Origin of the sequence: Methylobacterium sp. SyP6R (assembly GCF_019216885.1) — a bacterium.
GTDB lineage: Bacteria > Pseudomonadota > Alphaproteobacteria > Rhizobiales > Beijerinckiaceae > Methylobacterium.
In genome coordinates, this window is sequence record NZ_JAAQRC020000001.1 from 541,910 (window position 1) to 560,936 (window position 19,027).

Below are 19,027 nucleotides of genomic sequence, written 5' to 3' on the forward strand. Positions count from 1 at the left end.
CCGCGACCCCGTCTCCCGCAAGTCCCTGAATGCAGATCAGGCCCGCGGAGAGCCGCTACTTCGAGCAGCCGATGCAGATGCCCTTCATGATCTGGTCCTCGCGCTTCGCCTCCCGGCGCATCTGCGGGGAGACGGTGCCGGTCTCGTTCGGACCGAGGGCGCCGGGCTTGGGCACCGTCTGGCCGGTGCCGGTGGTGTTGGGCGCCTTGATCGTCGAGGCCGGGCCGCCGCCGGTGCCGGTCTCGCTCACCTGCGCGAGGGCGGGGAGGGGGGCGAGGAGACCGAGGGCGAGCAGCGTGGGGAGGAGGGGGCGGGCCGGCATGGCGGGATCATTCCTTGTAAGACTCTCTCGCCCGAGTCGACGCGGCGGGCCCGGCGAAGTTCCCGAGATGTGGCCGAGCTTGTTCACCCATGATCGGCGCGCGCCGATCCGGCGGTCGCCCGGAAGCGACCGTTCCGGCGGCGTGGTAACGACTTGTTAACCATTTCGGCGCCACGAATCGGCCATGTACTCACAGCTTCGCCACTACGGCTGGCGCCCGCTTGAAGCGGTTGGCCATATCGCGTTCTGGATCGCCCTGCTGACGGTGGGCATCGCCTGTACGGGGGCCGATCTCCTCGGCGGCTGGGAGCAGGCCGGGCGGATCCTCACGGGGCGGGGCTGATTCTTCGAGGGCGCGGCGGGTTCCCGCTTGCGAGCGGGTTCGGTCGCTCCACAGATTCAATCCCACCCGCGACCTCAGGATGAGGTCGCGGGTGGGACAGATTCTCGTCTCATGCGATCTCGAACCCATCCGGGTTGCGTCCAGGGTCTCGGCTGCTAAGCTTGGCCGTGGCCACGGGCCAGGCTTGCCGCCCGATGAAGGGGCGCCACACGTCTCCCGCGCCGCCGGAGAGCGACGTCGGCCTCCGATGCGCCGCGCGACCCGGTCCCTGAGCGCCGGCGCATCCTCGACCCATCCGGGCGCGGCTTCTCGCGCCCGCCCAGGCCGCGCCGCCCATCGCCTCCCGCGTCGGGTTCGTCGCGCGTGGCCGCACCCATCGTCAAGGATCCGACGCGATGATCGATCACCGCCGCCGCCTCCTGAGCCGCGCCGCCCTCACGGAGGAGGGGCGCATCACAATCCGGCGCGAGCCGGACCGGGCCTGGCCCGGCGACCACAGCCGGCTCTGCGCCCTGGAGAATGACGGCCACCTGCTGTTCCTGGGCGAGCGGCCCGGCCCGCTGCCCGGCGGCGCCTCGGCCGAATGGCGCCTCACCGCGCAGGGCCGGCAGGCGCTGGGGGAGGCCTGAAGGCCGGGGCCGGCAAGGGCGTCGCGTCGCACCGGCGCTTCAAAACCGGCCTGTTCGCGCCTACATCCCGGAGGTAGGGCCACCGGCCCGGACAGACCGCCGAGGTGAGCGATGGACTATGTCTGCGACGTCACGGGCGGAAACACCTGGTTCCGGATCGAGACCGAGGCGGAAGCGATCCAGGAATCGGCCCTGATGGGCCATGCGGTCGAGAAGCACTTCCGCCAAGCGCGGGAGCGCGCCGAGGCCTCCTACGTGCCGCCCCCGGGGCCCTTCATCGAGCAGCAGATCGGCCTCAAGGCGCATCTGCGCCGGACCATGCCGCGCTTCTTCACCCTGCGCGATCCGGAGGGCAACGGGCTCGCCACCGCCATGGTGCCCTCGGGGGCGGGCTGCCCGATCATCGTCGGCGTCGGCAATCGCGACCCTTACGTGGAGCACGACGCGGCGATCCGGGCGCTGGCGGCGCATCTCGGCATTCCGCTCGAGCGCAGCCGCTGCTACCCGTACGGGCGCTGAGGCTTTTGTCTGTGCATCATTTTTTTCGCCGAACCGGCAACCACTTCGGCGAATGATGCCGTGTCACGCGGCTTGCGTCCGGGCCGTGAGCGGCACCGCGATCCGGCAGGCGAGGCCCGACGCCGCGTAATCGAGCCGGACCGCGCCGGCGAGTTCCCGCTCCAGGCTGGTGCGGATCAGCCGCGTGCCGAAGCCGGTCCGGGCCGGCGGCGCCACCGCGGGGCCGCCGCTCTCGCGCCAGCGCAGGGAGAGAAGGCCGGCACCGGCCTGCCACGCCACCTCCCAGTCCACCGCCACCTGGCCCGTCTCGACCGAGAGCGCGCCGTACTTCGCCGCGTTGGTGGCGAGTTCGTGGATCGCCATCCCGAGGGGCAGGGCCACCGCCGGCGTGAGGGAGACCGGCGGCCCGTCGAGGCGGATGCGGTCCGGCCGCCCGCCGGCATAGGGCTCCAGCTCCGCCGACAGGATGCCGCGCAGGCCCGCCCCCTCCCAGTGGTTGGCGGTCAGCACGTTGTGGGTCTGGGACATCGCCAGCAGCCGGGCCTCGAAGCTGCCGGTGAAGTCGGCGAGGGTGGCGGCGCTGCGGGCGGTCTGGCGCGCCATCGATTGCACGGTGGCGAGCGTGTTCTTCACCCGGTGGTTCAGCTCGTGGATCAGCAGGTCCTGGCGGGCATCGGCCGCCCGGCGCTCCTCCTCCTGCCGCCGCAGGGCGTCGGCGGCGGCGGTCAAGGCGTGGCTGATCGCCTGCGCCTCGCGCACGGCGGAGGCCGGGACGACCGCCGGCTCGCCCCGGCCGAGCGCCGCGGCGGCGACCGCGAGGCGGCGCAGCGGCCGGGCGAGCAGGCCGGCGGCGAACCAGCCGATGCCCGCCGCCACGGTGGCGACGACGAGGCCCCAGAGCAGGATCTGCCGGCGCAGCTCCGCCACCGTCGCGAAGGCGGTGTCGGCGTCCTGGCGGACCAGCACCGTCCAGCCGAGGCCCGGGAAGTCGCGGTAGCCCCGGGTCGGTCGGTAGCCGGTGAGGTAGCGCTTTCCGTCGGGCCAGGTCTCCGCCACCGTGCCGGAGCGGCCGGCGCGGGCGGCGGCCACGCTCGGCAGATCCGCCGGCAGGTCGGTGCGGCGCCAACGGTCGGGGCCGAGCAGCACCGTGCCGTCCCGGGCGAGCACCAGGGGGGTGACGTCGCGCTGGCCGGCCGCGGATTCGCGCAAGGCCGCCTCGGCCGCCCGGGCCCAGGTCCAGTCGAGATGGCCCGAGACCACCCCCACGAGGCGACCGGCATCGTCCCGTACGGGAGCGGCGATGTCGAGCACTCGCGGCGGGTCGGCGGGATCGCTGTTCGGTTTCAGGCTGGCGAGCAGGGTGGCATCGTGCACGTCGCTCACGAAGGGGCCGTGGCGGCCCTTGGTGAAATACTCCCGATGGGCGACGTCGATCCCCTCCAGCACGCCGGTGCTCGTCGCCGCGATCCGGCCGTCCGCGTCGATCAGCCCGATGATGGCGTAGTCCGGATAGGTCTCCTGCGCCCGCCGCAGCACCCGGCGCTTGCGCTCCACCGGCACGGCGGGATCGCGGATGGTGTCGTTCTCGGCCAGGATCACCATGTCGCGCCAGCGCTCGAACAGGCCGCGATCGAGCCGGCCGGCCATGGTGACGGCGAGGTCGCCGAGTTCGGCCTCGATGCGCGCCTCGAGCCGGTCGCTCGCCACACGGGAGGCCACCAGGGCGAGCACCAGGGTCGCCACCAAGCCCGCGGCTCCCAAACCGAGGGCCAGGAAGACGCGGAGCGGCGGCTGGAGCACGGGGCGATCCGGGTCCTGAAGGCGGGGCAGGGGGAGGCTGCCCTACGGGTACGGGCCAACCCTATCTCAAAGCAACCCGCGCGAGAAAGCCTCGCGGTTCCGGATACGGCGGAAACGTCAGCTTTCGAAGCGCCGCTTCCCCGTCGGCTCGATCATCGCCCGGACCTTGGCGGCGAAGGCGTCGATGGCGAAAGGCTTGGTGATCATCCGCATGCCGGGCGCGAGGTGACCGTTGCCGAAGGCGGCGTTCTCGGCGTAGCCGGTGATGAACAGCACCCGCAGGTCCGGCCGCGCCGCCAGGGCCTCGTCGATCATCCGGCGGCCGTTGAGGCCCGGCAGGCCGACATCGGTGACGACGAGGTCGATCCGCCCGGGCGCTTCGAGGAGGCGAAGGCCGGTCCGCCCGTCGGGCGCCTCGATCACCCGGTAGCCGAGTTCGGTCAGGGTCTCGCCGATCAGCGCCCGGACGGTGGAATCGTCCTCCACCACCAGCACCGTCTCGCCGTGCTCGGCCCGCGGCACCGGCAGGCCCCTCTCGGGGGCGGGCTCGTCGGCGATGCGTCCGCGGTGCCGCGGCAGGTAGAGCTTGACCGTCGTCCCGGCGCCGACCTCGGAATAGATCCGCACGTGCCCGTCCGACTGCTTGGCAAAGCCGTAGATCATCGAGAGGCCTAAGCCCGTCCCCTCGCCCATCGGCTTGGTGGTGAAGAACGGGTCGAAGGCGCGGGCGATCACGTCCGGCTTCATGCCGGTCCCGGTATCGCTGACGCAGAGGCAGACATACTGCCCCGCCCGCACCCCGATCTCGCTCGCCACATAGGCGTCGTCGAGATGGGCGTTGGCGGTCTCGATGGTCAGCCGCCCGCCGTCGGGCATCGCGTCGCGGGCGTTGATCGCGAGGTTGAGGATCGCGTTCTCGAGCTGGTTGGGGTCGCAGAGCGTCAGCCACAGGCCGCCGGCCACCACCACCTCCAGCTGCACCCGCTCGCCGAGCGTCCGGCGCAGCAACTCGTCCATCGAGCTCACCAGCCGGTTGGCGTCGACCGCCCGGGCCTCGAGCGGCTGGCGCCGGGCGAAGGCCAGCAACCGGTGGGTCAGGGCCGCGGCGCGCTGGGCCGAGGCCATGGCGAGGCCGGCATAGCGGGTCAGGTTCTCGGTGCGGCCCTCGCCGATGCGGGTCTGCATCAGGTCGAGCGAGCCGACGATGCCGGTGAGCAGGTTGTTGAAGTCGTGGGCGATGCCCCCCGTCAGCTGCCCCACCGCCTCCATCTTCTGCGACTGGCGCAACGCCTCCTCGATCCGGGCCCGCTCCTCGATCTCGGCGGTCAGGCGCGCATTGGCCTCGGCGAGCGCCGCCGTGCGCTCGGCTACCAGCGCCTCCAGCGCCTCGCGGCTGCGGGCCAGGGTCTCGCGGGCCCGGACCTGGTCGTCGATGTCGGTGCAGGTGCCGAACCAGCGCTCGATCGCGCCGGTGCGGGCATCGCGGATCGGCATCGCCCGGCCGAGCACCCAGCGATAGACACCGTCGTGCCGGCGCAGGCGGTACTCGATCTCGTAGGGCTCGCCGGTGGCAAGCGAGTGGCGCCAGCGCCGCCAGGCCTCCGGTTGCTCGGCGGGATGGAAGATCGCGTTCCAGCCCTCGCCGTCGGTCGAGCCCTCCGGCATGCCGGTGAACTCGTACCAGCGCGTGTTGTAATAGTCGTGGTAGCCGTCCGGCAGGGTCGACCACACCATCTGGGGCATCGATTCGGCGATGGCCCGGAACTTCAGGGCGCTGTCGGCGAGCGCCGCCCGCGCCTCCTTCTCGGCGGTCATGTCGACGCCGAGCAGGTGCAGGTCGGCGATCGCGCCGTCGGGCCCGCGATGGGGCACGTAGCGCACGAGCGCGTGGCGCCCGTCGGCACCGGGATGGGGCATCTCGAACGACACGGTCTCGCCCGAGAAGGCCCGGGCGAGCAGCGGCTGGCGCACCGCATAGGCGTCCTCACCGAGGATCGCCCGCAGCGGGCGCCCGACGGCCTCGTCCGGCGCGAGGCCGAACCATCGCGAAAAATTGCCGTTGGCGAAGCGGCAGATCTCGTCGCGGTCGAGGGCGGCGATCAGCGCGGGGGCGGCTTCGGTGATGCTGCGCAGGTCGTCGCGGTCGGCCCGGGCCTCGGCGAGCGCCCGGGCGAGGCGGATCTCCCGCGCCGCTTGCCCGGCGAGCACGGCGAGGCCCTCGGCCTCCCGCTCCGTCAGCCCGTCCGGCCGCGCATCCGGATCGAGCACGCACAGGGTGGCGAGGGTCCGGCCATCCGGGTCCGCAAGCGCGATGCCGGCATGAAAGCGCAGGCCCGGCGGACCGGCCACGGCGGGCAAGGCGGCGGTGCGATCGTCCTGGGCCAGATTCGGGACGATCACGGGTTCGACGCCGGCGAGGCGAGCGAGCGCCGCCGCATCCCGCGGGGACAGCCCGGGCGGGACGAACCCGACCGGGGCTGCGTCCGCCCGGTGGATCAGCGCGAAGGCGCTGCCGCAGACCGCACGGGCGAGGCGGGCGGTCTCGGTGAGGTCCGGTTCCGGAAGGTCCGATTCCCGGATGTCCGGTTCCGGGTCTCCGGCCGGGAGCATGACGGTGCCCCATCCGGCCGGTTCGATCTGTCCGCTCGCGTCGTCGCTGGTCATGGCTGATCGTTGCGGCCCGCCCCCGCCGGACCCTGCGGAACCGCAGCCGGATAGACGGAGCGATACCCTGCAGGCAACCGCCAAGACGGCGCAGGGTTTCCCGAAGGTGCGCCGAAGGATGCGCGAATGGCGCGCACGGGCGACCGCCTGCGGCGCGATGACCGCACCCGTGCGGGTTGCGGACCCTGCGCCGAATCAGTAACTTGTTGATTATGTTGTAGTTTTCAAAAGTTCTAATCTGAGAGCCGTCTGCGGGAGCGATTCCCTCGGCGCTCCGCGGATCGGGTGCTCCAGTCACAACATGATCGTCTGTTCCTGCAACGTGCTCTCCGACGGCCAGGTGCGCGCGTGCCTCAATCCCGGCCCGGGCTGTCCGCGGACGCCCGCCCAGGTCTATGCCTGCCTCGGCTGCAGCCCGAAATGCGGCCGCTGCGCCCGCACGATCCGGGGCATCCTCGATCGGGCCCTGTCCGAGGCGCATGCCGCCTGCACCACCACCTGCGGGGCGGCCTGCACGCTGAAGGAATTGAAGGAAGAGGCCGCCTGAGGCGGCCCCCTCTCGTCACGACCTGAAAGCCACGCGACTGGCCACGCAACCTGAGATCTCGCAGAGTCTCGGGCTCACATGGCCTCGGGCTCACATGGCCTCGGGCTCACATGGCCTCGGGCTGGATCGTCTCCAGGCCGCCGATGTGACGCTGGCAGTAGAGTTGCAGGCCGATCTGGCTGATCAGCTCGAGCTGAGTCTCCAGGAAGTCGATATGGCCTTCCTCGTCGGCGGCCAGTGCCTCGAAGAGCTGCTTCGACACCCGGTCGTTGATCGAGTCGCAGTACTTCGCGGCCTCGAGATAGAGGCTGCGCGCCTCGTTCTCGGCGGCGAGATCGCACTCGATGATTTCCAGGACGTTCTGCCCGATCCGCAGCGGATCGAGCTCCTGCAGGTTCGGGAAGCCATCGAGGAACAGGATCCGATCGACGAAGCGATCGGCGTGGTTCATCTCCTCGATCGACTCCTTGCGCCAGAACTTGGCGAGATCGACATAACCCCAGTCGTTCAGCATCCGGAAGTGGAGCCAGTACTGGCTCACCGCGGTCAGCTCGCTGCGCAGGCCGCGGTTGAGGTACTCGACGACCTTGGCGTCACCCTTCATCGCTCGATCTCCCGTGTCGATCGTCCATGGGGCCGGGCGGGTGCCGGCCCAACCGGGGCCCTAGCTAGCAGCGAACGTGCCGCAGGGCCACAGCGTCCAGGCGCTGACAGCCCGGGATCCGGCGCTCACACGTCGAGGCAGGCGAAGGCGTCGAGGTCGAGGGCGTGGCCGGCCCGGTCGCGCTTGGCGGTCAGGTAGCGGATGTTCTCCGGCGTGATCCGCCCGAGCGCCCGCTGGGTCTCGACCACGGTGAGCCCCGCGGCCTCCAGGCTCGCGGCCTTCTCGGGGTTGTTGCTGAGGAGCCGGACGGAGGTGACGCCGAGCGCCTTCAGCATCGCGGCCGCGAAGTCGAACCGGCGCTGGTCGAGGCCGAAGCCGAGGGCCTCGTCCGCCTCGTAGGTGTCGAGCCCGCGCGCCTGGAGGTCGTAGGCGCGGATCTTGTTGGCGAGCCCGTTCCCGCGGCCCTCCTGGTCGAGGTAGAGCACGATGCCGCCGCCGTTCTGCGCCATCCAGCCGGCGGTGCCGCGCAGCTGGTCGCCGCAATCGCATTTGAGCGAGCCGAACAGGTCGCCGGTGAGGCAGGCCGAGTGCAGCCGCACCGCCACCGGCCGCGACAGGTCCGGCCGGCCGATCACCACCGCCACCTGATCGCGCAGCCCCTCGCCGCCGCGGAAGACCACGAACTCGCTGTCGGGCGCGCTCGCCAGCGGCACCGGCGCCCGGCTGACCGGCCTCAGGGACGCCGCCTGCCGGCCCGGATAGGCCGCGACCGACGCCGCCCCGACCGCGAGGGTCCCGGGGGGCGCCGCCTCGCCGGGCACCACCAGGACGGCCGGCAGTACCTGCGCCAGCGCCATCAGGGCGAGGGCCGCCTCGTCGCCGGCCGAGGCCGGCGCCACGGGCGCGTCGATCCGCCCGTCGAGGCGCAGGGCCAGGGTCTCGATCCGGACGGGGTCGATCGCCGGCAGGGCGACCGCGCCGGCCTCGCTCCGATCCGCGAGGCCGAGGCGGCGCAGGCGCGCCGCCGGCAGGACGAGACGCGCGCCCGTGCCCGCGAGCGCCGCCAGGGCGCCGGCCGCGTCGCCGTCGAGGGCCTCGACCGACAGCGCGAGAACCGGATCCGCGCCGCGCAGGGCGACGGGCCGGCCGGCGCGGATCTCCGCCAGCGCCCGCTCGACGTCGACCTGCTCCTGCCTCTGTTCGCGGCCCGCGGCCGGGTCTAGATTGCTGCTGCTACTCTGCATCGTGACCGACATCATCGACCCTGAGAGAGATGGCCCCGGCACGGTCGTGACGGGCCGGGAACCATGAGGACGAACCGGTGAAGGGACAAAGCCACGGTTCGACGCCGGACGGCATGCGGGGCGTTTCGCCACGCTTGGCTCAAGTGGGGCGTTCCGCCCCGCTTTGCCGGGATCCCTCCATCAACCTTTCGCGATTGTCCAGACCGTCCATACATCCGGGGAGTGAGGCCGCATGACGCCGCCCAGCTATGCTCCGTCCCAGAAGGTGCTGCACTGGGCCGTCGCCGTCCTGATCGTCGCCCTGGTGCCGATCGCTCTAGCCATGGCCAACCTGCCCGACGGACCGGTGAAGAACGCGCTCTACGAGTGGCACAAGTCGTTCGGGCTCACCGTGCTGGCACTGGCCCTGGCGCGGCTCCTGGTGCGCGCCGCCCGCGGCGCTCCCCCGCTGGCGGCCGGCCTGCCCGCCTGGCAGCGCCGGGCGGCCCACGCCTCGCACCTGGCGCTCTACGCCCTGATCGTGGCGGTGCCGCTGCTCGGCTGGGCCGGCACCTCGGCCTGCTGCGCCCCGGTGATGCTGTACTTCACCCTGCCCCTCACCCTGCCGATCTCCGGCGGCATGCCGGTGGGCGAGGCGATCCTCCGGGTGCACCAGGTCGCGGCCTTCACGCTGGTCGCGCTGGTGCTGCTGCATGCCGCCGCCGCCCTGCATCACCATCTGGTGCGGCGGGACGGGACCTTGCGGCGGATGCTGCCGGGACGGACGGAGTGATCCGACATCCGGAAACGATCGCCCGGATGTCGGATGACGAGCCCGCGCGGCGGATCCGACGGCTCCACGCGCTCGAGCGAAGCCGATATCCGCATCGCGACAGCGATTGCGCGGCAATCGCCGGGCGATCGTGCAAGCCGGCCTGCTATGCCGGCATCGCGAAGTGTATCGGCCGTCCGGAGGGAATGGCCGCAAGCAGGATGGGCGGAACGGTCCGCACCAGCGCCTCGTTGAAGCCCAGCTCTACGAAATTTTCGTAGGTCTTGATGGCATATTTGCGGATGTTGATCGACGGCTCGCCGAAGACCAGATAGATTTCGCCGGTCTCGCTATCGCTCACCAGGCACGTGCCGGGGCCGAGATCCGGACCTTCGGCGACGCTGTCGAGGTCCGGAACGTGATCGAAGGTCACTCCCGGCCTGAACAGCGCGTCATAGACGGGGGAGCTGGTTACATGGTGGCGCAATCCATTGAATACCAGCCATGTCCGCGTGCTCTCTTCGTTGATGAGACGCCGACCATTGAGATCCGGGCGAATGGACTTCACAATACCAGCTCCGACTTGAAACGGAATGGCAGACGCCATAACAATCGCGCTGCGTGATTGCAAGCAGGAACCGCCGTGCTGATCGGATGTCATCCCAGTATCGAGCATGGAGGGGTGCAAGCGAGATATGGTATTCATATCCGATTTATCTGCGATGTCACGCTATGAATGGATGGCATGTCGATGAACGTCGCCGTTCACGGAGATCCCGTCAGTCAAGATTTCCGATCGCCTCGTCTTGGGAGGTGCGGCCATTGTTCTGGCGGCGGCGGTCGTGATCCGGCCTGCCGCAGCCCCGACGATCCGTCGCAGGGTGGCGGCCGGAGCGCCTTTTCGTGCACCACGAGATCTTGATCCTGCGGTTGCCATGGCGGCGGTGGCGCCGCGCAGGGCTCGGCGAGACGTCCCGCGACCGACGCCTGCGCCGGAGCCGCTTCGACCGGACTTTCGCAACGCCGTGTCATCCGGGCCTCCGACCCGACGTGCATGGCGGCATTCGGCTGGACTTCGTTGATCCAATGGAGCGTCTGATGTATGTGCTATGTACCAGTATCTTGGGTCTGCCGTGCCGGACAGCCCAGCCGATCGATGCGTGCCGCACTCGGGCTGCGACGAGTAGGATGACATGCCGGATTGGTCGAAAATGCGAGTTTTCCATGCAGTCGCAAACTTCATTTGCAAATGCAGTCTGAATTATAATCAGTCAAGAGGTATGAAATATTCTAAATTATGATTTATAGTCACGCAGATTGAAAATCGCATATATTATATATAGGATGGTATGGCATGAAGCTGGAGATCGTCATCGATGATTCCGTCGCCGTGAGCGGCGACGGATGGATCGCTAAGATCTGCAATATCGGCGTGAAGAAAATCGATAACGAGGGCGATCTAAGCTTCTGCCTGTCGACGGGAGATCCTGACCTTTATGATTATTTCCCGTTCAATGTCCGCATTTTTTTGAACGGGCAAATCGCGGAGGGCGTCGAGTTCGGCAGGCCTTGGGAGAATCTCAAGCTGAGCTACCCGATCCACGATCCGTCCGGCTCGTTCGCGATCAGGATCGAGAGCGATTACGCCGCGACCCCGTCCGCGCGTGGCATGAACGACGATCAGCGCGAGCTCGCCCTCGTCGTCTCGGATTTTGCCTACGACCCGATGGTCCATCTGCGCCCCAGGAAGGCGATGCCCCGGGGGCCGTCGTCGAACGCTCCGATCTTCGTCATCGGCCCGCACCGGCCCGACACCCGCCGTCTCGCCTGGGCGGTCGGGCAGCATCCGAACGTCTACCCGATGGACGAGACCAGCTGGCTGCCGGGCTTCTACGTCGGAGCGCTGCGGGCGTTCGAGGCAGCGAGCCGGGCTCCCGGCTCGTCGGTGAAGACGTACAGCCTCGATCTCGACGATGTCCTGCGCCGACAGGGGCAGATGATCAGCGACATGCACCACGAGATCAGCCGACGCCGGTCGCTGGAGATCCTGTTTGCCCGCGCGGAGAACATGTCGCCGCACTTCGACAGACGGTTCTAGATGATCCGGTCGCCGCACTCGACGAAGGGCCGCTGGGTCGACGGCACGGCGGACAATACCGGCCTGGCGATCGGTCTGGCGCGCATGTTCCCCGACGCACGGTTCATCGGCACGCTCGGGCGCCCCACGGCGGCGGTAACGTCCCGGCTGGTCTCCGGGGAGGCGGGCGTGGATCCCGCGGCCTTCAAGGATGCCGCCGAGGCGTGGGAGAGAGCGACCCAATGTCTGGTCGAGGCGATGCGGCATCTCGGGCCGGGGAGGGCGCTTCCGGTCAGGCAGGGCGACGTGACCGAGAATCCGGCCAGGGTGATGCGCACGGTACTGGATTTCTGCGGCGAGCCCTTTTTCAGGGGCTGCGAGGCGAGCCTCGCGAGAGACGGCACTCCGTCCCCCGCATCCCCCCGGTTCGACGATGCCCAGAGCAGCCATCTGTTCGATCTGGAGAACATCTACGAACAGGTCATGTCGGGGGCGGCGATGGCGGACATCCGGTGGAGGACGCCGCCGGTCGCCTTCGACGACCGCTGCGCCGTGGAGGCCGGCCGATGGGCCGGTGCGATGCCGGGCGGTTGACGGCCGCCGCCGCCCGGACGGGGCGCGGGGCCGGAGCATCGCCGTCGCCGCACCCCGCCCAGTGCGGATCGTCACGAACGCGGGAGTCGGGCCCGCACCAGGTCGTCGAGGGAGTCGCTCCCGCCGATCTTGTATCCGACGATGCCCGCCGCCCGGGCCGCGGCCACGTCGTGATCCTGGTCGCCGACCAGGAAGCTCGTCGCCGCGTCGACGGGCCATCGGCTCAGGAGATCGAGGATCATGCCGGGTGCGGGCTTGCGCCAGTCCGAGACGCGGGCATAGGCCGGCACCGTGCCGTCCGGATGGTAGGGGCAGTACCGGAAGGCGTCGATATGCGCGCCCATCGTCCGCAGCTCCGCCTGCATGTGGGCGTGTAGCAGGCCGACGGCCGCCTCGTCGTAGAAGCCGCGCGCGACGCCGGCCTGGTTCGTCACCACGAACACGAAGGCGCCGGCATCGTTCAGGGTCTTGACGGCCTCCCGGGCGCCAGGCAGCCAGCGGAACCGCTCGATCTCGCCGACATAGCCGCAATCCTCGTTGAGGACGCCGTCGCGGTCGAGGAAGACGGCCGGCCGGCGCTGGGCCGCCGGGATCGCTCTCTGGGCCCGCTCGAAATCGCTCGGGATCCCGATATCGATGAAGAAGCCGTCATAGCGCCGGCCTGCGACCCGGCCGCTCTCGGCGAGCTTGGCCAGGCCGTCGGCCTCGAGCGAGGAGGACGGCGACAGGCTGTCGACGAGCGAGCGGCGGACGACGTAGATGCCGCCATTGACGAGGCCCGGCGCCGGGGAGCCGGTCTTCTCCGCGAAACGCCGCACGCGCGGGCCGTCCACCGTCACGGTGCCGTAGCGTGCCGCATCCTCCACTTCCCGCAGGGCCAGGACCGCGAGGTCGTCCGGCCCGAGCCGGGTCGCCAGGTCGAGGAGGTTGACGTCGAACCAGCTGTCGCCGTTGAACAGGAAGAAGACCGGGTCGAGCTGGTCGCGGGCGTGCCAGAGGGCGCCGCCGGTCCCGGCCCGGTCGGGCTCGACCGCGATCTCGAAGGTCAGGCCGAGCCGTGGACACGCCTCCGCCGCGAAGGCGCGGATGTCGTCGGCGCGGTGAGCGGCGAGGAACAGGACCCGGTCGATCCCGAACCGGCCGATCTCGAACAGCAGCCGCTCGAGGAACGGCGTCTCCGCCACGGGGAGCAGGGGCTTCAGCGTCGCCGCCGTCAGGGCGCCGAGGCGGCTGCCGATCCCCCCGCAGAGGATGACGGCCTGCCGGACGTCCGTCGGCTGGGAATGGGTCGCAATCATCTTGGTTTCCAGTCACGGACGATCGGGCACCTTGGAGAGCGCCGCGATCGCGTTGCAATCACGAAGCTCTCTAGGTCTTTGATTTTGCCGCAATTTCTGCGACGAACCGGCACCCACTTCGTCGGAAAATGCGCGAGAGGAGGCTCCCTCCCCGGCGGCCGATGCGGGCGCGCTCTCTCGCTGGAGGGCGCCGCGTATCAGGCGGCAGGGCCGCCGAAGATCTCCTCCTCGACGGCGCCGCAGATCGCGTGGGCCGCCGTGATGTGGAGCTGCTGGATCATCGGCGTCCTGGTGTGGGGCGCGGCCAGCACCAGGTCGCAGAGATCCGCCATCTCGCCGCCATTCGCACCCATGAGCCCGACCGTGGTGACGCCGAGCTCGCGCGCGGCGCGCAGCGCGCGCAGGATGTTGGGCGAGCGGCCCGAGGTCGAGATGCCGCAGAACAGGTCGCCCTTGCGGCCGAGCGCCAGGACCTGCCGCTCGAAGACACGATCGAACCCGTAATCGTTGCCCACCGCCGTCAGCACCGAGGTGTCGACGGTGAGGGCGATCGCGGCCAGCGGCGCGCGATCGAAGTTGAGGCGGGAGACGAACTCGCCGGCGATGTGCTGGGCGTCGCCCGCGCTGCCGCCGTTGCCGGCGAACAGGAGCTTGCCGCCCCCGCGCAGGGTGCGGACGCAGGCCGCCGTCATCTGGCGGCAGGACTCGATGAAGGCCTGTTCCTTGAGGGTGTCGGCCAAGGCGGCGCTGGACGCCTCGAAGTGGGACAGGACGTGGCAGGGCTTATCGGACATCGGCTGGTCTTTCGGGCTGGTCTTTCGGGCCGGTCGTTCTGTCGGGATGGGAATCGGCGGCGCGCGGACGGGTCACGACTCGCCGGAAGTGGCGGGAGGCCCGCCGAGTTCCGGCACGTAGGGCTGCATGCTGCGCACCAGCGCCGCCAGCGCATAGTCGCGCGACAGGAATTCGATCGCCCGCGCCGCCCGCGCCTGGGTCGCCGCCGGATCGAGGAGGCAGCGGATGACGCCGTCCGCGAAGGCGCCGGGCTCGTCGGCCACGATGCAGATGTCGTCGGCGTCGATGCCCTGCATGCCGATCGAAGTCGATACGACCGGGATCGCGTTGGAGAACGCCTCGATCACCTTCCCCTTGACGCCGCCGCCGAAGCGCAGCGGGACGATCGCCGCCGAGGCCTGGGCGTAGAGCTGCCGCAGAGCCGCGTCGCTGATATGGCCGGCCACGGTCACCGAGGGCGCCGTGTTGACGAGGTTGCGGATGTCGCCCGGCGGGTTCGAGCCGGCGATCGTCAGCCGGGCATCGGCCACCGCGGCCTTGATCGTCGGCCACACCTCCGAGACGAACCACAGCACGCCGTCGACGTTCGGCCCATGCTGGAAGCCGCCGACGAACATCAGGTGGGCGGCGTCGCGGCTGGGCGCCTGCGTGTTGCGCTCCCACATCGCGGCGATCTCGGCTTCGTCGAAGAACCAGGCCGGCACCGCCGCCGCCGGCGGCAGGTCGGGCAGGGAGGCCCGCAGGATGTCGATCTCGGTCTGGCTCGGATAGAAGATCGCGTCCGAGCCAAGGCAGATCTTCTCCTCGAGCGTCCGCATCGCGGTCATCTCATCGTGGACCGCCTCGTCCTGGGATACGTTCCACTGGATTTCCAGCCGGCGCCAATGCAGGTCGTGGCCGTAGAACAGGACCTTGCTCTTTTGGCGGTCGATCGCGTCGATGTATTTCTCGGCGATCTGCGGCCGGCTCAGGAAGACGTAGCCGAGATCGTCCGCGTTGTCCCGGTACCAGGCCTCGAACCCGCCGACGTATTGCGGACCGTAGATGACCTCGACGCCGAGATTCTGCAGCGGCCGGGCATAGGTCCGGTCGTTGTAGAGGTTGTCGGGCCAGAACGTGACGTGGAAGCCCTGCTTCAGGAACATCCGGATGAAGTGCAGCATGGTGCGCGATCCGGCATCGCGGTCCCATTGCGGCACGTAGTGGTCGACGATCAGGATGTGGGGACGGCGCGCGCTGCGGTCCCGGGCCAGGAAGACCCTCTCGGCATTGGGGAAGTGCTCGGCCGCGAGCGTGGCGCTCCAGCGCTCGAGGAACTTGCGCTGGTTGGCGACCTGATAGGCCTTGATCCCCGACGTGACGTCGCGGCCGTGGGAGCGGCCCTCGTGATGGATCAGGACCGAATGCGCCGCGAGCCAGGTCCGGTAGCCGGCGGCGCGGACCCGGAACGCGATGTCCGAATCCTCGTTGTAGGCCGGCGTGTACAGCGGATCGAAGCCGCCGAGCTCGTCCCAGAGCGTCTTCGGGAACGCGATCGAGGCGCCCGAGATGTAGTCGACGTCCTTGGAGTAGCTGAAATGCGGCAGCCGGGCGTTGCTGCCCCGGCCGTAATTCCAGGCGCTACCGTCGTTCCACAGGATGCCGCCGGCCTCCTGCAGCGTGCCGTCGCCGTTGATGAGCTTCGATCCGGTCATGCCGACGGCCGGGTCGGCCGCGAAGGGGGCGATGAGCTCGTCGAGCCAGCCCGGCAGGACGATCGTGTCGTTGTTCAGGAAGACGAGGTAACGCCCCTTCGCCTGCCGCGCGCATTCGTTGCAATTGTGCAGGAAGCCGAGATTGGTCGCGTGCCGGGCCAGCACGATGTTGTGGCCGAGGCGCGAGACGATGCTCGGCGTCGCATCCGTCGACCGGTCGTCGCCGACGACGATCTCGTAGCTGTAGGACGTCTCGTGCTCGAGGATCGAGACGATCGCGGTCAGCGTGTAGACGAGGTTGTTGTAGACCGGAATGACGATCGACACGTCGGGCTGCGTCTGGTCGGACGGCGCGGTGAGCCGCCGGGCGCGCTGGACGAGGTATTTGAGCGCGGGACTCGCCGCGAACCCGTCCGGATCGGCGTCGTAGGCTTCGATCACCGAGAACAGGTAGGACAGTCCGTCGATCGGATCCTGGCCGAACTCGTCGCCGACGTAGTCCCGCAGGCTCTGGGGAATCCAGTAGTCGTTGAGGGTCGACGGCCACGTCTCGGCGTCGATCGCCGGGCTGAGCTCCTCGCCGAGGCACTGCTCGATCACCGCGATGACCGGCCCCTCGCCCGCCAGCGTCTCGATCTCCGCGTTGGGGGCGTGGTTCGCCCACAGGCCGGCCCGCACGAAGTGCTGGAACGCATCGCCCGCATGGCGCACCGATTCGGGGTGGCGGCTCACGTAGTAGTGGCGGTCGAACAGCGGATGCGGCTGCAGCTCGGCGGCGGCGCCGACGCGCACGTAATGCGACAGCGGATTGAGCCCGGAGGCCAGGGCCTCGGCATGCGTGGCGAGGTACCAGTCGCCGTCGAACATGACGTTCGGCGACCGGCCCTCGCGCCAGCCGGTCTCGATGTAATGCCGGAACGGATCGACGCCGTCTTCCAGCGCGTCGCCGTAGAGCCTCACGTAGCGCTGTTCGTCGAAGAACAGCTTCTCGTAGAGCGGCTCGCCGGGGTTGAACGCCTGGAGGTTCACGGATGAGGACGGCGGATTCCGCATCATGTCCAGCCGGACGACGTGCGAGGCACGCCTCGAGCTGCGGTCGAGCGCGTCCCGGTAGGCGAGGACGGTGTCGGTCGGCGCGGACCCGGTCTGCGCGAGCTTCCTCTCCGCCGCTTCGAGCTGCCGCCGGAGGTCGGCGAGGGTCGCGGTGAGGGAGGCGATCTGTGCGGCATGCGCCTCGTCGCGGGAAGCGGCCGCCTCCGTCGCCTGGCGGTTGGCGTGGACGCGGTCCGCCTCGTGCACGGCGATCTCGGTCGTGAGCGCCGCCACCGCGGTGCGATGGGCCTCGTCGCGGGCCTGCAGGCGGCTCTCCGCCTCGCCGGCGGCCTGGGCGAGGGCGGCTTCGCGCGCCGCGACCTCGGCCGTCAGCCGCAGCACGGTCTGGCTCTGCCGCTCGATCCGCTCCTGCAGGGCCGCCGTGGCGGTGCGATGGGCCTCGTCGCGGGCGCGCAGGCGGTTCTCCGCATCGCGGGCGGCCTCGGCGAGGGCGGCGTCGGAGCGCGCGATACGGTCCCGCGCCTCGGTCTCCAGCCGGCCCTGCTCGTTCTTCGCGATGGTGAGCTGCTGCCCGAGCCCCTGCACGGTCTCGCGCAGCTCGGCGTCCCGCGCGTCGCGTGCCTGGAGCTCGGCGGCGTGCGCCGCCTCCCGCTCGGCGTCCCGCGCGTCGCGTGCCTGGAGCTCGGCGGCATGCGCCGCCTTCCGCTCGGCGTCCCGCGCGTCGCGTGCCTGGCGGTCGGCCGCGTGTTCCGCCTCCCGCTCCTGCATCCGGCGCTCGAGCGCCGCGAGCGAGGCGACGGAGGTCTCGAGCCGGTCGCGCAAGCTCTGCTCGTCGGTGAGGCGGCCGCGAACGAGCGCGGCCTCCCTGTTCGCTATTTCCCGCTCGTGCCAGGCGAGGGCGAGGCCGTCGACCAGGGCGTGGACCGTGGCGGGCGTCTGCTCGCCGTTCAGCCGGGACAGGAGCGGCGAGAGCATCGACAGGTCGCGCTCGAAGGCCTGGCGCTGCCGGTCGGAGCCGCGCTGCTCGGCCTGTGCCAGCAACTCGCCGATCTGCTCCTCGCGCTGCGACAAGGCGCGGTCGGCGCGCGCGGTGTGGGCGGCGAGCTGCTGGCCGGTTTCGAGCAGCTGATGGACCGTCGACCGGTTGTCGGACAGGATCTGGTGGGTGGCCTCGGCGAGGCGCGCCTGCTCCGCCAGGGCGCTCTCCCGCTGGCGGGCGAGGGCGAGCTCGTGCTCGACCTCGCCGATCCGCCGGCGCAGGATCTCCGTCTCGTCATGGACGCCGGAGGCCCACTTGGTGATCTCGCGATGGCTGAGCCAGAGGTCGTCGTCCGGCAGCACGAGAACCGAATCGGCCGCGACGGGGTGATAGATCTCGTTGTCGCTGCAGAAACAGACGTAGTATTCGGGCGAGGCCAGGCGGCCGACGCCGGAATGGATCTCGGTCGGCCGGGTCAGCCCGCCGAGGTCGCCGGTGAAGGCCCGGTAGCTCGGCTCGTTCGGGATGGACCCGTTCGCCAGCGGCGCGACCATCGATCCGATGAACATGCGCTGGCCGCGCATGTCGCAGGTCCTGAAGTTCGCCGAGAGGATGCCCTGGAAGCTCGGAAGATCGAACTCACGCAGATGATGCGGGTTCGGGTGCGACAGGCTCTTCCGGTATTCGGGCTCGTTCGGCGACGAGATAATGAGAAGGCCGCCGGGCTTCAGGACCCGCTTGATCTCCCGCAGGAAGCGATCCGCGTCCTTGAGGTGCTCGATCGTCTCGAACGACACCACCACGTCGAAGCTGGCGTCGTCCGCCGGAATCTTCTCCGCGTCGCCGTGCAGGAAGGTCAGGTTGTCGCGGTTGCCGTAGCGCGCCCGGGCCTCGGCGACCGTTCCGGCGTCGATGTCGACGCCGGTGACGTGGCGCGCCACGGATGCGAGGTTCGCCGCGCCGTAACCCTCGCCGCAGGCGATGTCGAGCACGGCCGCTCCGGTCACGTAATCTTTCGCGACGGCATAGCGATGCAGATGTTCGTAGGCTATGCGCCCCTTGATCGAAGGGTCGTAGCGCTCCAGATCGGCCATTATCGATTCACCAGCAGAAG

Annotated in this window: 16 protein-coding genes; 7 read left to right on the top strand and 9 right to left on the bottom strand. The window is 70.0% G+C overall.

Annotated features, from left to right (window positions below; all coding sequences use genetic code 11):
• Nucleotides 1–55 precede the first annotated feature (55 nt).
• A complete protein-coding gene (locus HBB12_RS02480) occupies nucleotides 56–322 on the bottom strand; it encodes a hypothetical protein (RefSeq protein ID WP_236987909.1) in 267 nt (88 codons plus the stop codon).
• A gap of 184 nt (nucleotides 323–506) precedes the next feature.
• Here HBB12_RS02480 and HBB12_RS02485 point away from each other — a divergent pair, with 184 nt between their 5' ends.
• The 3 genes from HBB12_RS02485 (at nucleotide 507) to HBB12_RS02495 (ending at nucleotide 1,813) form a co-directional block, all read left to right on the top strand.
• Nucleotides 507–665 (top strand): hypothetical protein, encoded by a 159-nt coding sequence (locus HBB12_RS02485; protein ID WP_236987910.1) that lies wholly within the window; start codon nucleotides 507–509, stop codon nucleotides 663–665.
• Nucleotides 666–1,060: 395 nt separating this feature from the next.
• A complete protein-coding gene (locus tag HBB12_RS02490; RefSeq protein ID WP_236987911.1) occupies nucleotides 1,061–1,294 on the top strand; it encodes a hypothetical protein in 234 nt (77 codons plus the stop codon).
• A gap of 111 nt (nucleotides 1,295–1,405) precedes the next feature.
• Nucleotides 1,406–1,813, top strand: coding sequence for a hypothetical protein (locus tag HBB12_RS02495; RefSeq protein ID WP_236987912.1), 408 nt, complete (start codon nucleotides 1,406–1,408; stop codon nucleotides 1,811–1,813).
• Between the two features lie 63 nt (nucleotides 1,814–1,876).
• Here HBB12_RS02495 and HBB12_RS02500 read toward each other — a convergent pair whose 3' ends face one another.
• Nucleotides 1,877–3,613 (bottom strand): sensor histidine kinase, encoded by a 1,737-nt coding sequence (locus HBB12_RS02500; RefSeq protein WP_236987913.1) that lies wholly within the window; start codon nucleotides 3,611–3,613, stop codon nucleotides 1,877–1,879.
• Nucleotides 3,614–3,730: 117 nt separating this feature from the next.
• Nucleotides 3,731–6,277: a PAS domain-containing protein gene (locus tag HBB12_RS02505; protein WP_236987914.1), complete on the bottom strand. Its 2,547-nt coding sequence runs from the start codon at nucleotides 6,275–6,277 to the stop codon at nucleotides 3,731–3,733.
• 301 nt (nucleotides 6,278–6,578) lie between these two features.
• Between HBB12_RS02505 and HBB12_RS02510 the strand changes: the two genes are divergently transcribed.
• On the top strand, nucleotides 6,579–6,824 hold the full coding sequence (locus HBB12_RS02510; RefSeq protein ID WP_203152928.1) for a (2Fe-2S)-binding protein: 246 nt from the start codon (nucleotides 6,579–6,581) through the stop codon (nucleotides 6,822–6,824).
• Between the two features lie 106 nt (nucleotides 6,825–6,930).
• Here the strand turns inward: HBB12_RS02510 and bfr are convergent, their stop codons facing one another.
• Together bfr and ribA are read right to left on the bottom strand one after the other, a co-directional pair.
• A complete protein-coding gene (gene bfr / locus HBB12_RS02515) occupies nucleotides 6,931–7,428 on the bottom strand; it encodes a bacterioferritin (RefSeq protein WP_236987915.1) in 498 nt (165 codons plus the stop codon).
• 125 nt (nucleotides 7,429–7,553) lie between these two features.
• Nucleotides 7,554–8,672 (bottom strand): GTP cyclohydrolase II RibA, encoded by a 1,119-nt coding sequence (gene ribA, locus HBB12_RS02520; RefSeq protein ID WP_236987916.1) that lies wholly within the window; start codon nucleotides 8,670–8,672, stop codon nucleotides 7,554–7,556.
• 232 nt (nucleotides 8,673–8,904) lie between these two features.
• On the opposite strand from ribA, the gene HBB12_RS02525 reads away from it, so the two are divergent.
• Nucleotides 8,905–9,444: a cytochrome b gene (locus tag HBB12_RS02525; protein WP_236987917.1), complete on the top strand. Its 540-nt coding sequence runs from the start codon at nucleotides 8,905–8,907 to the stop codon at nucleotides 9,442–9,444.
• A 145-nt stretch (nucleotides 9,445–9,589) separates the two neighbouring features.
• Here the strand turns inward: HBB12_RS02525 and HBB12_RS02530 are convergent, their stop codons facing one another.
• Complete coding sequence (locus HBB12_RS02530) at nucleotides 9,590–10,084, bottom strand: hypothetical protein (RefSeq protein ID WP_236987918.1); 495 nt, start codon at nucleotides 10,082–10,084, stop codon at nucleotides 9,590–9,592.
• 693 nt (nucleotides 10,085–10,777) lie between these two features.
• Between HBB12_RS02530 and HBB12_RS02535 the strand changes: the two genes are divergently transcribed.
• Together HBB12_RS02535 and HBB12_RS02540 are read left to right on the top strand one after the other, a co-directional pair.
• On the top strand, nucleotides 10,778–11,521 hold the full coding sequence (locus tag HBB12_RS02535; RefSeq protein WP_236987919.1) for a hypothetical protein: 744 nt from the start codon (nucleotides 10,778–10,780) through the stop codon (nucleotides 11,519–11,521).
• Complete coding sequence (locus HBB12_RS02540; protein WP_236987920.1) at nucleotides 11,522–12,094, top strand: sulfotransferase family protein; 573 nt, start codon at nucleotides 11,522–11,524, stop codon at nucleotides 12,092–12,094. It abuts the gene before it with no gap.
• Between the two features lie 71 nt (nucleotides 12,095–12,165).
• Here HBB12_RS02540 and HBB12_RS02545 read toward each other — a convergent pair whose 3' ends face one another.
• The 3 genes from HBB12_RS02545 to HBB12_RS02555 form a co-directional block, all read right to left on the bottom strand.
• A complete protein-coding gene (locus HBB12_RS02545; RefSeq protein WP_236987921.1) occupies nucleotides 12,166–13,392 on the bottom strand; it encodes an HAD-IIIA family hydrolase in 1,227 nt (408 codons plus the stop codon).
• A gap of 197 nt (nucleotides 13,393–13,589) precedes the next feature.
• A complete protein-coding gene (locus HBB12_RS02550; RefSeq protein WP_236987922.1) occupies nucleotides 13,590–14,186 on the bottom strand; it encodes a D-sedoheptulose 7-phosphate isomerase in 597 nt (198 codons plus the stop codon).
• A gap of 72 nt (nucleotides 14,187–14,258) precedes the next feature.
• On the bottom strand, nucleotides 14,259–18,920 hold the full coding sequence (locus HBB12_RS02555; RefSeq protein WP_236987923.1) for a methyltransferase domain-containing protein: 4,662 nt from the start codon (nucleotides 18,918–18,920) through the stop codon (nucleotides 14,259–14,261).
• Nucleotides 18,921–19,027 lie beyond the last annotated feature (107 nt).

Coding starts and splice junctions, on each gene's coding strand:
- HBB12_RS02480 (WP_236987909.1), bottom strand. CDS start 322: ATGCCGGCCCGCCCCCTCCTCCCCACGCTGCTCGCCCTCGGTCTCCTC.
- HBB12_RS02485 (WP_236987910.1), top strand. CDS start 507: ATGTACTCACAGCTTCGCCACTACGGCTGGCGCCCGCTTGAAGCGGTT.
- HBB12_RS02490 (WP_236987911.1), top strand. CDS start 1,061: ATGATCGATCACCGCCGCCGCCTCCTGAGCCGCGCCGCCCTCACGGAG.
- HBB12_RS02495 (WP_236987912.1), top strand. CDS start 1,406: ATGGACTATGTCTGCGACGTCACGGGCGGAAACACCTGGTTCCGGATC.
- HBB12_RS02505 (WP_236987914.1), bottom strand. CDS start 6,277: ATGACCAGCGACGACGCGAGCGGACAGATCGAACCGGCCGGATGGGGC.
- HBB12_RS02510 (WP_203152928.1), top strand. CDS start 6,579: ATGATCGTCTGTTCCTGCAACGTGCTCTCCGACGGCCAGGTGCGCGCG.
- bfr (WP_236987915.1), bottom strand. CDS start 7,428: ATGAAGGGTGACGCCAAGGTCGTCGAGTACCTCAACCGCGGCCTGCGC.
- ribA (WP_236987916.1), bottom strand. CDS start 8,672: ATGCAGAGTAGCAGCAGCAATCTAGACCCGGCCGCGGGCCGCGAACAG.
- HBB12_RS02525 (WP_236987917.1), top strand. CDS start 8,905: ATGACGCCGCCCAGCTATGCTCCGTCCCAGAAGGTGCTGCACTGGGCC.
- HBB12_RS02530 (WP_236987918.1), bottom strand. CDS start 10,084: ATGACATCCGATCAGCACGGCGGTTCCTGCTTGCAATCACGCAGCGCG.
- HBB12_RS02535 (WP_236987919.1), top strand. CDS start 10,778: ATGAAGCTGGAGATCGTCATCGATGATTCCGTCGCCGTGAGCGGCGAC.
- HBB12_RS02540 (WP_236987920.1), top strand. CDS start 11,522: ATGATCCGGTCGCCGCACTCGACGAAGGGCCGCTGGGTCGACGGCACG.
- HBB12_RS02545 (WP_236987921.1), bottom strand. CDS start 13,392: ATGATTGCGACCCATTCCCAGCCGACGGACGTCCGGCAGGCCGTCATC.
- HBB12_RS02550 (WP_236987922.1), bottom strand. CDS start 14,186: ATGTCCGATAAGCCCTGCCACGTCCTGTCCCACTTCGAGGCGTCCAGC.